Below are 12,550 nucleotides of genomic sequence, written 5' to 3'. Positions count from 1 at the left end.
GCCCGCCGTCACGTCTGGCAGACGCCGCACCAGAAGAGGTTGCGCCCCGCGAGCTCCTTGAGGAGCACCGGCGTGCCGCACACCCGGCACGGCAGCCCGTCGCGGTGGTACACGTAGAACGCCTCGTCCGCGGGCACGGCGTCGGGAGCGACGTCCGTGTTCTGCCGCACGCGCCGCCGCCCGGTCGCCGCCTCGTCGGGGGCCTGCCCCGCGCCGTCGTCGCGGTGCTCGGGGCGCGTCGTGACGATCGCGCCGGTGCGCGCGCCGTCGTGAATGAGCACGACGAGGTCGTCCCACAGGGTCCGCAGGTCCTCCGCGGGCACGTCGCGACCGGGGCGCATCGGGTCGAGCCCGGCCCGGAACAGCGCCTCCGCGCGGTAGATGTTCCCCACGCCCGCGACGACGTCCTGGTTCATGAGGAGCAGCCCGACGGGGCTGCGCGAGCGCCGCACCGCGGCGACGAACGCGTCGCGCGGGTCGGGCTCGCCCGGGCCCGGGTCGCGGATCGGGTCCGGCCCGAGCCGGTCCTCGACCGCGCGCTTCTCGTCGTCCGTGACGACCACGCACGCCGTCGGGCCGGTGAGGTCCGCGACCGCGTGCGCGCCGACGAGCCGGACGCGCACGGCGCCACGCGGCGGAGGGGGCGACCAGGCGTCGTCGGGCCTCTGCGACGGCGTACCACCCGGGGCCGCCGGGACGGTCTCGCGCTCGCCGATCCGGCGCCGGGGCGCGCCGATCGCGTGCACGACGGCGGTGCTGCCGTCGCCCGCGAACGTCCACGCCCCGTAGAGGCCGAGGTGCACGCGGAGCCAGCGGACGTCGTCGGACGCGCCGCCCGGCCCGGCGAAGCCGAGGAACATCTGCTTGCCCCACGCCTCGCTCGCGACGAGCACGCGGCCGTCGAGCAGGGCGGCTCCCGCGGCGAACCGGCCCTGCGGGCTGCTCACCGCGAGCGGCTCGCCCGCGAACAGCTCGCCGAAGGCGCGCGCGAGGCGGTGGACGGTGTGGCCCTCGGGCACGTCAGGCCGAGGTGCCGCGCGCCGCCTCGTACGCCGCGAGCTGGTCGATGCGGCGCTGGTGGCGCGGGTCGCCGCTGAACGGCTCCGCGAGGAACGCGTCGACGAGCTCGACCGCCTCGTCCACCGAGTGCTGGCGCGCGCCCACCGCGACGACGTTCGCGTCGTTGTGCTGGCGCCCGAGGCGCGCGGTCTCCAGGTTCCAGGCGAGCGCCGCGCGCACGCCGACGACCTTGTTCGCCGCGATCTGCTCGCCGTTGCCCGAGCCGCCGATGACGACGCCCAGCGAGCCGGGCTCCGCCGCCACCGCCTCGCCCGCCGCGAAGCAGAACGACGGGTAGTCGTCCTGCGCGTCGTAGGTGTGGGCACCGTGATCGACGACGTCGTGGCCCGCCGCCCCCAGGTGCTCGACGAGATGGGTCTTGAGCTCGTAGCCGGCGTGGTCCGCGGCGATGTGAACGCGCATGGGCTCATCATGCCCCAGCGGGCCCCCTCGCCGCCGGGGTGAGGCCGTAGCCTGAGACGCATGACACAGACCTCCCCGACGTCCACGCCTCCGTCCTCGTCCGGCCCGGCCGACGCGGCGCGCTCCGGCATCGACCTCGACGCGCTGGACCCCGCGGTCCTCCCGCAGGACGACCTGTACCGCCACGTCAACGGCCGCTGGCTCGCGACGCACGAGATCCCCGCCGACCGCGCGATGGACGGCGCGTTCCGGGCGCTCTACGACCAGGCCGAGGTGCACGTCCGCGAGATCATCACGGACCTCGGGGAGCAGGTCGCGGCGGGCGGCGCGGACGTCGGGCCGGACGCGGCGAAGGTCGGGGCCCTCTACGCGAGCTTCATGGACACCGAGCGGATCGAGGCGCTCGGCACCACGCCGCTGCAGCCCGACCTCGCGCTCATCGCGTCCGCCACGACGCAGGCCGAGCTCACCGGGGCGCTCGGCGCCCTCCAGCGCACGGGCGGCGCGGGCGCCGTCGGCTTCTGGGTCGACAACGACGCGAAGGACCCCGAGCGCTACGTCGCCTACCTCTACCAGTCCGGGCTCGGCCTGCCGGACGAGGCGTACTACCGCGAGGACCAGTACGCGCCCGTGCGCGAGAAGTACGTGCCGCACGTCGCGCGCATGCTCGCGCTCGCGGGCGTCACGTCCGAGACGTGGGGCGCGTCGCCCGAGGACGCCGCCGAGCGGATCATGGCGCTCGAGACGAGGCTCGCCGCGAAGCACTGGGACGTCGTGCGCGACCGCGACGCCGACCTCACGTACAACCCGCGCACGCTCGCCGCGCTCGTCGAGGAGGCCCCCGGGTTCGACTGGCGCGCGTGGGTCCTCGCGCTCGGCGCGCCGCAGGGCTCGCTCGACGACGTCGTGGTCCGCGAGCCGGACTTCGCGGCCGGGTTCGCCGAGCTCTGGGCGAGCGAGCCGCTCGAGGACTGGAAGCTGTGGATGGTGTACCACCTCGTCACCGCCCGGGCGCCCTACCTCTCCGAGGACCTCGTCGAGGCGAACTTCGACTTCTACGGGCGCACGCTGTCGGGCGCGCAAGAGGTGCGCGAGCGCTGGAAGCGCGCCGTCTCCGTCGTCGAGGGCGCGCTCGGCGAGGCCGTCGGCGCGCAGTACGTCGCGCGGCACTTCCCGCCCGCGCACAAGGCGCGCATGGAGGAGCTCGTCGCCTCCCTCGTGGCTGCCTACCGCGAGTCGATCACCACGCTCGACTGGATGACGGACGAGACGAAGGAGAAGGCGCTCGCCAAGCTCGAGGCGTTCACGCCGAAGATCGGCTACCCCGTGCGGTGGCGCGACTACTCGGCGCTCGTCGTCGACGCGCACGACCTCGTGGGCAACGTGCGCCGCGCCCACGCGTTCGAGCAGGACCGCGAGCTCGGCAAGATCGGGCGCCCGCTCGACCGCGACGAGTGGTTCATGACGCCGCAGACGGTCAACGCCTACTACAACCCGGGCATGAACGAGATCGTCTTCCCCGCCGCGATCCTGCAGCCCCCGTTCTTCGACCCCGAGGCCGACGACGCCGTGAACTACGGCGGCATCGGCGCGGTGATCGGCCACGAGATCGGTCACGGCTTCGACGACCAGGGCTCCAAGTACGACGGCGCGGGCCGCCTCGAGGACTGGTGGACGGCGCGCGACCGCGAGGAGTTCGAGAAGCGCACGACGGCGCTCGTCGCCCAGTACGACGCGTACCGCCCCGCCCAGCTCGGCGAGGACGGCCCGCACGTCAACGGCGCGCTGACCATCGGCGAGAACATCGGCGACCTCGGCGGCCTGTCGATCGCGCTCAAGGCCTACCGCATCGCGCTCGGCCGTCCGCTGGACGAGGCGCCCGTCGTCGACGGGCTCACGGGCATCGAGCGCGTGTTCCTCGGCTGGGCCCAGGTGTGGCAGTCGAAGGGCCGGGACGAGGAGGTCGTGCGCCGCATCGCGACGGACCCGCACTCGCCCAACGAGTTCCGCTGCAACGGGGTCGTGCGCAACGTGGACGAGTTCTACGACGCCTACGACGTGCAGCCGGGCGACGCGCTCTACCTCGCCCCCGAGGAGCGCGTGCGCATCTGGTGACGCCGGACGCACGAAGGGCCCGCGGCGGGTCGTCCCGCCGCGGGCCCTCCTGCGTGGTGGTCGGGCCGGTCAGAGCGTCCGGATGCCCGCGCGCGCGATCGTGAAGCCCTTGCCCGTGGCGTCGTCGCGGCACGTCATGCCGGTCTCGGCGCTGTCGCACGTGAAGGGGCCGACCGTCTTGGAGGTGCCGTAGTCGAGGATCGCGGTGTCCCCCGGCGCGGGCTGCGGCTGCTCGGCCGCGGGCACGCACGGCTGGTCGACGCTGCCGTCGGCGTCCAGGACGACCTTGTAGCCGACCGTGCCGTCGCACCCGTCGACCGGGGCGGGCTGCGTGCCGAGCTGGGCGATCACGCACGTCGCGCTGACGTCGGTCACCTCGCACGTGATGTTCCGCGACTCCGACGCGAACGTCTCGGACACCGTGGGCTCGGCCGGGGCCGGCTCCTCGGCGCCGTCCGTGGCGGTCGCCGCCGGGGACGTCGACGCCCCGCCGAGCGGTTCCTCGTCGCCCCCGCCGAGCAGCGAGATCGCGAAGACGATCGCCCCGAGGACGAGCAGCGCGTCGACGACGATGAACGCGATCCACCCCGCGCCCAGCCGGTTCGAGCCGCGACCGCCGCCGTCCCCGCTGCGCCGGTCGCGCCGGCCGGTCGACGGGCCGGACGGGGCGCCCGTCCCTCCCGACGTGGCGCGCGGGGCGGCGGCGGCCGGGGCTGCCGAGGCCGGCGGGTGGTAGGCGGGCTGCTGCGCGGGCGGCGTGGCGGCCGCGTAGGCGGGCTGGGCGGTCGGCTCGTACGCCGCCGTCCCGCCCGCGTACGGACCGGCCGCAGCGTGACCGGCCGCCGTGTCGCCCGGCGCGTAGCCGGGACGGCCCGCGGCCGTCCCGACCGGGGCCGCGACGCCGAACCCGTTCTGCTCGGTCGCGTAGCGCACGCGCTGCGGCGGCACCGGTGACGGCGAGGGCGCCGGGACCGCGGGCTGCGCGGCCGTCGGGAGCTGGGTGATCGGCGTCACGTGCTGGACCGTCGTCGCCTGGAAGGACGCCGCCGACGCGACGACGGTCGGCTGGCCGTCCGCGGGCGTCGCGCGCGGCGCCTGGGCCGTCGGGCCGCTCGTCGGGGCGAACGAGGGCGGCCCCGAGGTCGCGTGCGCGGGCACGGGGGCGAACGCCGTGGTCGGCTGGGCGTCGTCACGACCGACCGCGGCCCCCGGGACGCCGCCGGGGGGCGGCGGCGGCGGTGGCACGGGTGCGTTCGGGGACATGCTCGGCTCCTCGCGGGCTTCCTCGGCGGACTCGCCCGGCGCGACCGGGCGGCGGGCGCTCCTGACACCGCCCGCGAACTGACGAAGCATGGCACGAGCCACCCGCACCGGTCGAACCCCGGGAGCCCCACGACGCCCTCGCCCCCGGGGTCTGCACGACGTCCGCACGGCGTCCGCGCGACGGCGGCGCCGTGCCCGACGTCAGTCGAAGACCGGACCCTGGGTGCGCGTGCGCTTGAGCTCGAAGAAGCCCGGCGTGCTCGCGACCAGGACGCACCCGTCCCACAGCCGCCCGGCGGCCTCGCCCTTCGGCGCGGGCGTCACGACGGGACCGAAGAACGCCGTCCCGCCGAACGCGACGACGGGCGTCCCGACGTCCTCGCCGACGCGACCGATGCCCTCGGCGTGCGACGCGCGCAGCTGCTCGTCGTAGGCGTCGGAGCCCGCGGCGTCGGCGAGCGACGCGGGCAGGCCCACCTCCGCGAGCGCCTCGAGCAGCACCGCGTCGTAGTCGGTGCGGCCGCCCGGGTGCAGGCGCGTCCCGATCGCGTCGTAGAGGGGCTTGACGACATCCTCGCCGTGCTCGACGCGCGCGGCGGTGACCACGCGCACCGGGCCCCACGCCTTCGCCATGAGCTCGCGGTACTCCTCCGGCAGGTCGCGGCCCTCGTTGAGCACCGCGAGGCTCATCACGTGCCAGCGGACGGTGACGTCGCGCACCTGCTCGACCTCGCCCATCCAGCGGCTCGTCATCCACGCCCACGGGCACACGGGGTCGAACCAGAAGTCGGCGACGCGCAGGTCGTCCTCGGTAGCGGTGGGGTCGGTCGTCGCGGTGAGCGTCACGGGGCGGTCTCCTTCGTCGTCGGGCGCGCCCGGGGTCCGGGTCGCCGGGGCGCGGCGGCCGGGCCGACGGCGTCCCCACCCCGTTCCGACACCGCGCGACCGCAGCGTATTCCCGGGAGCGGGCGCGGGCACGCGTGGGATGATCGTCCGTGGCCCACAGGCCGCCGTCGAGGCCGACCGGCCCGACCACGAGACCGAGGAGATGCAGTGCCCGGAGAGAACCTCACCCGCGCCGAGGCGAGCGAGCGCGCGGCGATCGTCGACATCCAGTCCTACGAGGTCGACCTCGACCTCACGACGGGGGCGACGACGTTCGCGTCGACGACCGTGGTGCGGTTCACCGCGACCGAGGGCGCGAGCACGTTCGTCGACCTCGTCGCGCCGACCGTGCGCGAGGTCGTGCTCAACGGCCGTGCGCTCGACCCGGCGCAGGTGTTCGCCGACTCGCGCATCGCGCTCGACGGCCTCGCGGCCGACAACGAGCTGCGCGTCGTCGCCGACTGCGCGTACACCAACACGGGCGAGGGCCTGCACCGGTTCGTCGACCCGGTCGACGGCGAGGTCTACCTCTACACGCAGTTCGAGGTCCCGGACTCGCGGCGCGTGTTCGCCGTCTTCGAGCAGCCCGACCTCAAGGCGACGTTCGCGTTCACGGTCACCGCGCCCGCGGCGTGGGAGGTCGTGAGCAACCAGCCGACGCCCGCGCCCGAGGCGCTCGGCACGAAGGCCGACCCGACCGGCACGGGCGCCGGCGACGTCGAGGTCGCGCGCTGGGCGTTCGAGCCGACGCCGCGCATCTCGTCGTACATCACCGCGCTCGTCGCGGGGCCGTACGTCGTGGAGCGCAGCGAGCTCACGTCGTCCGACGGCCGCACGATCCCGCTCGGGGTCTTCTGCCGCGCGTCGCTCGCCGACCACATGGACGCCGACTACGTGTTCGACAAGACGCGCGAGGGCTTCGCGTTCTTCGAGTCCGCGTTCGAGCACCCGTACCCGTTCGACAAGTACGACCAGCTCTTCGTGCCCGAGTACAACATGGGCGCGATGGAGAACGCCGGGTGCGTGACGTTCACCGAGACGTACGTGTTCCGGTCCAAGGTCACCGACGCCGTCAAGGAGCGTCGCGTCGTGACCATCCTCCACGAGCTCGCGCACATGTGGTTCGGCGACCTCGTGACCATGAAGTGGTGGAACGACCTGTGGCTCAACGAGTCGTTCGCGGAGTACGCGTCGACGCTCGCGACCGCCGAGGCGACCGAGTGGCGCGAGGCGTGGACGACGTTCGCCGCGATGGAGAAGTCCTGGGCCTATCGCCAGGACCAGCTGCCCTCCACGCACCCCATCGTCGCGACGATCAACGACCTCGAGGACGTGTTCGTCAACTTCGACGGCATCACCTACGCCAAGGGCGCGTCGGTGCTCAAGCAGCTCGTCGCGTGGGTCGGCAAGGAGCAGTTCCTCGCCGGCGTCGCGGCGTACTTCCGCAAGCACGCGTGGGGCAACACCGAGCTGCGCGACCTGCTCGTCGAGCTCGAGGCCACGAGCGGCCGCGACCTCACCGAGTGGTCCGCGCTGTGGCTCGAGACCGCGGGCGTGAACACCCTGCGGCCCGAGTTCGACCTCGACGCCCACGGCCGCTTCACCACGTTCTCCGTGGTGCAGACGGCGGCGGCCGACCACCCGACGCTGCGTCCGCACCGGCTCGGGATCGGCTTCTACGACCTCGTTGACGGCGTGCTCACGCGCGTGCACCGCACCGAGGTCGACGTGGCCGGGCCGCGCACCGAGATCCCCGAGCTGCTCGGCCTCGACCGCCCGCAGCTCGTCCTGCTCAACGACGACGACCTCGCGTACGCGAAGATCCGCCTCGACCCCGCGTCCCTCCAGGTCGCGACCGAGCACCTCGCGGACCTCGCCGACCCGCTGGCCCGCTCGCTCGTCTGGGGCTCCGCGTGGGACGCGACGCGCGACGGCGAGACGCCGGCCAGCGACTACGTGCGCCTCGTGCTGGGCAACATCGCCCGCGAGACCGAGTCGACGACGATCCGCACCACCCTCAACCAGCTCGCGCTCGCCGCGAAGACGTACGTGGCCCCGGAGCGCCGCGAGGAGACGCTCGCGCACGTCGGCGACGTGCTCTGGTCGCTCGCGCAGGACGCGGCCCCCGGCTCGGACCTGCAGTTCCAGCTCGTGAAGTTCTTCGCGCACCTCGCGTCGACGCCCGCGCACGGCGAGGCGCTCCGGTCGCTGCTCGACGGCTCCGCTGCCCTCGACGGGCTCGAGATCGACACCGACCTGCGCTGGGAGATCCTCGAGGGGCTCGTCCTGCTCGACCTCGCGGACGACGCCGAGATCGAGGCGACGCTCGACGCCGACTCGACCGCGACGGGCCAGCAGTCCGCCGCGCGGGCCCGCGCGACGGTGCCCACCGCCGCGGCGAAGCGCGCCGCGTTCGACCGCCTCGTCGGCTCGGACGACGCCCCCAACGCGATCGTCCGCGCCACCACGCTCGGTTTCCAGCACGTCAACGACCCCGAGTCGCTCGCCCCGCTCGTCGGCGCGTACTTCGACGCGCTGCTCCCCCTGTGGGACCAGCGGTCGTACCACATCGCCGAGGCGCTCGTCACGGGCCTCTACCCGGCCCCGCTCGCGAGCACCGTGCTGCGCGACGCGACGCAGGAGTGGCTCGACGCCAACGCCGACGCCGCCCCGGCGCTGCGCCGGCTCGTGGTGGAGAACCTCGCCGGCGTCGAGCGCGCCCTCGCGGCCCAGGCCGCCGACGCCTGACCCCTCGGTCAGCACCCCTCACGACCGCGCGCCGGGTCGCTCCGTCCGACGGAGCGGCCCGGCGCTCGTCGTCCCGCGCGGGTCCGCGACCAGGTGGTACCGGCGCGGCGAGCAGGCGATCCCGGCGCGTGCGGCGAGCGGGACGGGCCAGGACGGCCTGCTCGGCCGGTCAGAGGGAGTCGTTCATCGCCTTGGCGAGAGAGCGCAGGCGGGCGGAGTCGAAAAGGTCCTCGAGCAGGACGAGGTTGCCCGACGAGTCGCCGAGGGGCACCTTCCAGTTCGGGTACTCCTGGTCCGTGCCCGGCTGGTTCTGCGAGCGGCGCTCCCCCACGGCGTCGGCCAGCGAGACGCCGAGCAGCACCGCCGGGGTGCTGCGGACGAGGCGGTGCAGGGCCTCGACGAGCTCGCGCTCGGACGGGTCCTCGCCCACGAGCGACCGCTCGCGCAGGAACGCGATCATCGCGTCCCGCTCGGCGCGCGCGGCCCGCCGCACGTCGGCGACGTCCTCCGTGAGCACGCCCAGACGGTCCCGCAGCTCGACGTGCTCGCCCGCGAGGTAACCCGCCGTGGGCGGCAGGTCGTGCGTCGTGACGGTCGCGAGCGCGAGGCGCCGGTAGTCCTCCGGGGGCAGCGGACGGCCGTCGTCGGTCTTCTCGAACCACAGGACGGACGTGCCGAGGACGCCGCGGTCCGCGAGGTAGTCACGGACCCAGGGTTCGAACACGCCGAGGTCCTCGCCGATGACCATCGCGCCCGCGCGGTGCGCCTCGAGGCACAGGATGCCGACGAGGGCCTCGTGGTCGTAGCGGACGTACGCGCCCGCGTCGGCACGCGCCCCGCCCGGGATCCACCACAGCCGGAACAGGCCGATGACGTGGTCGATCCGGATCGCGCCCGCGTGCCGCAGGACGGTGCGCAGCATGTCGCGGTACGGGGCGTACCCGGCCCGCGCGAGCGCCCGCGGGTGCCACGGCGGCTGGGACCAGTTCTGGCCCTGCTGGTTGTACATGTCCGGCGGCGCCCCGACGGACACCCCGGTGGCGAGCACGCCGCGGTGCGACCAGACGTCGGCGCCCTCGGGGTGCACGCCGACCGCGAGGTCGTGCATGATCCCCACCGACATGCCCGCCTCGCGCGCGGTGCGCTGCGCGACGCGGAGCTGCTCGTCGGCGACCCACTGGAGCCAGCAGTAGAACTCGACGCGGTCGGCGAGCTGCTCGCGCAGCGCCGCGACGGTCGGGCCGTTCGGGTCGGACGCGCCGGGCGGCCAGTCCCGGTCGCCGTAGTGGTCGGCGAGCGCGCACCACGTGGCGAAGTCCTCGAGCCCCTTGCCCTGCTCGGCGCGGAACGCGTCGAGCGACGCCTGGCGGGCGGTGGACCGGGGCGCGGTGAACACGACCTCCAGCGCCGCCTTCTTGGCCTCCCACGCGGCGTCGCGGTCGATGGGACCGGGGTCGGTGTCGAGGTCGCGCACCGGGTCGAACGCCCACTCGACCAGCGAGCGGTCGGCCGCGGACAGGTACCCCGTCTCGCGGATGTCCTCGACCCTGATGTACAGCGGGTTGACGAAGCGGCGGCTCGTCGGGAGGTAGGGCGAGGGCGTCATCGGCGTGCGCGGCTCGGCGGCGTGCAGCGGGTTGACGAGGACGAAGTCCGCGCCGGCCTCGTGCGCGGCGAGCCAGGCGAGGTCGGCGAGGTCGGCCAGGTCGCCGACGCCCCACGACGCGCGCGAGCGCACCGAGTACAGCTGGGCCATGAAGCCCCACGCGCGCCGTTCCGCGACGGCGGCGGGCAGCTCGAGCCGCTGCGGCGTCACGACGAGCGTCGCGCGCGCGTGGGCGCCGTCGCTCTCGGCGTGCAGGTCGTGCCACCCGAGGGGCAGGTCGGCCGGGATCTCGAACGTCGCGCGGCCGACGCGCCGGCCGTCGACGGTGCGCGGCTCGACGAACACGTCGAGCTGGCCGAGGTGGCGGCGCTCCCGGGGGGCGCGCGCGGCGTGGTGCCCGGCGACGCCGGAGCGGCCCTGCTCCGCCTCGAGCTCGACCCAGACGTCGACGGCGGCGCCGTCCTGCACGTGCACGGGGACCGGCACGGCGTCGCCCTGCCGCACGACGACGGTCGGGGGCAGCATCTGCCGCCACGCGTCGTCGCGCGAGTGCTCGAGGCTGACGGCGACCTTCTCCGGGGACGACGCGGGGACGCCGAGGGCCTCCAGCACGGCGACGAGGGTCGAGGCCCGGACCTGGCGGCGCGTCCCGTCGAAGTCCCAGAAGTCGGACGCGACGCCGTGGGCGTCGGCCAGCTGCACCAACGGCTCGGGCAGGTCCGTCTGCGGGGGTTCGCTCACGCCTGCATCCTGCCAGACCAGGGCCTTGCGGGCAGGACGATCGCCCGGCGTGCCCGGGTCGCTCTCATGTGCCCCGGGTACCCTGCCCGCATGTCCCTCCCCCTTCTCGCTCCTGCCGTGCGCGCGCCCGCGGAGGTCCCGGAGGAGCTCGCCAACGGCTTCGACGCGAGCAACCCCGACGACTGGTTCGAGTGGTTCGTCGGCCTCCCGTTGCGCGTGCTGCTCATCGTCGTGATCGGCGCGCTCGTCCTCGCGGTCGTGCGCCGGCTCATCCGCCGCGTCTCCGAGCACATCGCCGAGGGCACGCCCACGCTCCGCGGCAAGCGGCTCAAGGGCCTCGGCGGGTCCGAGGTCGGCACGGTGCTGCTGCGTGCGAACCCGCTCGCGAGCGCCCGCCGGGCCCAGCGGGCGCGGACCGTGGGCTCGGTCCTGCGTTCGACGGCGAACATCGTCATCGGCGCGACGATCGTGCTCATGGTGCTCACCGAGCTCGGCGTGAACATCGCGCCGTTCCTCGCGTCGGCCGGCATCGCGGGCGTCGCGCTGGGCTTCGGCGCGCAGAGCCTCGTGAAGGACTTCCTCTCGGGCACGTTCATGCTCCTCGAGGACCAGTACGGCGTCGGGGACACGGTCGACTTCGGCGAGGTCACGGGCACCGTCGAGGAGGTCGCGCTGCGCGTGACGAAGGTCCGCGACGGCAACGGCACGCTATGGTTCGTCCGCAACGGCGAGATCCTGCGGACGGGCAACAAGACCCAGGAGTGGGGTCGCGCGGTGGTGGACGTGCGCGTCGCGTACTGGGCCGACGTCGAGGCCGTGCGCGCGGCGCTGCTCGCGGCCGCGGAGGAGGTCGGGAGCGACCCGGTGCTCGGCACGTACTTCCTCGAGCCGCCCGAGGTCACGGGCATCGAGGCCATGACGGCCGAGGCGCTGCAGCTCAAGGTGCAGGTGAAGACGCAGGCCGCGATGCAGTGGGAGGTGGCGCGCGCGCTGCGCTCGCGCGTCCGGCAGGCGCTGTCCGACGCCCGCATCCCGCTGGCCGGGGCGCAGCAGGTGGTCGTCCTCGACCACTCGCCGTCGCTGCCCGACGACCGGGCCGACGACCGAACCGACGCGCGGCCCGACGACCGGCCCGACGACACGGGCGACCGGTCCGCGCAGGCGGCCCGCGAGAGGCGCGGCGCCGCCGCGGCGACCGTGGTGCAGGACGCGGCGGGCGGCCCGGCGTCCTGAGCCGCGCGGCGCCGTCGGGCACGACCACGACGGCGCCGGTCCCTCCGTACGGAGGGCCCCGGGGGGACTCAGCGCAGGCCGTCGAGCTCCGCGGCGAGGTTGTCGGCCTCCGGGCCGACGATCACCTGGACGACGCGGCCCGAGCGCACGACGCCGAACGCGCCCGTCGCCTTGAGGCGCGCCTCGTCGACGAGCTGGGGGTCCGTGACCTCGACGCGCAGGCGCGTGATGCACGGCTCGAGGTCGACCACGTTGCCCTGACCCCCGAGGGCGTCGAGGATGTTCTGTGCCTTCTGGTCCGAGGGGGTGCTCATCGAAAGTGTCTCCTGAGGCGAGTCGCGGGTGGGGATCCGCGCGGGGGATCCGGGGTGTCGGGGTGCCGAGCACCTGGGAACAGCCTAGTCTCCTGGCGAGGTTGTCACCGGATCGACGCGGCCCCGCAACGCCCCCGCAACAGGGACGTGCACGGCGCCTGGC

10 protein-coding genes are annotated in these 12,550 nt (G+C 74.6%); 4 read left to right on the top strand and 6 right to left on the bottom strand.

All coding sequences use genetic code 11. The features are described 5' to 3' along the window. Window positions 1-8 precede the first annotated feature (8 nt). Window positions 9-1,019 (bottom strand): Fpg/Nei family DNA glycosylase, encoded by a 1,011-nt coding sequence (locus HKK73_RS07340; RefSeq protein ID WP_171467734.1) that lies wholly within the window; start codon window positions 1,017-1,019, stop codon window positions 9-11. Between the two features lies 1 nt (window position 1,020). Next, entirely contained in the window at window positions 1,021-1,482 is a 462-nt protein-coding gene (locus tag HKK73_RS07335) for a ribose-5-phosphate isomerase (RefSeq protein WP_074810546.1), read from the bottom strand. 60 nt (window positions 1,483-1,542) lie between these two features. Here HKK73_RS07335 and HKK73_RS07330 point away from each other — a divergent pair, with 60 nt between their 5' ends. Then, on the top strand, window positions 1,543-3,597 hold the full coding sequence (locus HKK73_RS07330) for a M13 family metallopeptidase (protein WP_171467733.1): 2,055 nt from the start codon (window positions 1,543-1,545) through the stop codon (window positions 3,595-3,597). Window positions 3,598-3,666: 69 nt separating this feature from the next. On the opposite strand, the gene HKK73_RS07325 is transcribed toward HKK73_RS07330, so the two are convergent. After that, complete coding sequence (locus HKK73_RS07325) at window positions 3,667-4,611, bottom strand: hypothetical protein (protein WP_216608059.1); 945 nt, start codon at window positions 4,609-4,611, stop codon at window positions 3,667-3,669. Here HKK73_RS07325 and HKK73_RS18925 point away from each other — a divergent pair. Next, window positions 4,598-4,942, top strand: coding sequence for a hypothetical protein (locus tag HKK73_RS18925; RefSeq protein ID WP_085388159.1), 345 nt, complete (start codon window positions 4,598-4,600; stop codon window positions 4,940-4,942). The genes HKK73_RS07325 and HKK73_RS18925 overlap by 14 nt on opposite strands. Window positions 4,943-5,061: 119 nt before the next feature. Here HKK73_RS18925 and HKK73_RS07320 read toward each other — a convergent pair whose 3' ends face one another. After that, entirely contained in the window at window positions 5,062-5,706 is a 645-nt protein-coding gene (locus tag HKK73_RS07320; RefSeq protein ID WP_369824871.1) for a DsbA family protein, read from the bottom strand. 207 nt (window positions 5,707-5,913) lie between these two features. Here HKK73_RS07320 and pepN point away from each other — a divergent pair, with 207 nt between their 5' ends. Next, window positions 5,914-8,493 carry an aminopeptidase N gene (gene pepN / locus HKK73_RS07315; protein ID WP_085388160.1) on the top strand — a complete coding sequence of 860 codons (2,580 nt, stop codon included), beginning with the start codon at window positions 5,914-5,916 and terminating at the stop codon, window positions 8,491-8,493. Window positions 8,494-8,662: 169 nt separating this feature from the next. Here pepN and malQ read toward each other — a convergent pair whose 3' ends face one another. Further along, window positions 8,663-10,840, bottom strand: coding sequence for a 4-alpha-glucanotransferase (gene malQ / locus HKK73_RS07310; RefSeq protein WP_085388161.1), 2,178 nt, complete (start codon window positions 10,838-10,840; stop codon window positions 8,663-8,665). 90 nt (window positions 10,841-10,930) lie between these two features. Here malQ and HKK73_RS07305 point away from each other — a divergent pair, with 90 nt between their 5' ends. Continuing rightward, the gene (locus tag HKK73_RS07305) at window positions 10,931-12,073 is read left to right on the top strand and encodes a mechanosensitive ion channel family protein (RefSeq protein WP_171467731.1); all 1,143 of its coding nucleotides are present in this window, start codon (window positions 10,931-10,933) and stop codon (window positions 12,071-12,073) included. A gap of 68 nt (window positions 12,074-12,141) precedes the next feature. Here HKK73_RS07305 and HKK73_RS07300 read toward each other — a convergent pair whose 3' ends face one another. Then, window positions 12,142-12,423, bottom strand: coding sequence for a glucose PTS transporter subunit EIIB (locus HKK73_RS07300; protein ID WP_255181276.1), 282 nt, complete (start codon window positions 12,421-12,423; stop codon window positions 12,142-12,144). Window positions 12,424-12,550 lie beyond the last annotated feature (127 nt).

The sequence above is a fragment of the Cellulosimicrobium sp. 72-3 genome, assembly GCF_013127315.1.
Taxonomy (GTDB): Bacteria; Actinomycetota; Actinomycetes; order Actinomycetales; family Cellulomonadaceae; genus Cellulosimicrobium; species Cellulosimicrobium funkei.
Note: the sequence above shows the minus strand (reverse complement) of the source record. Positions and strands in the feature narration are given on the sequence as shown.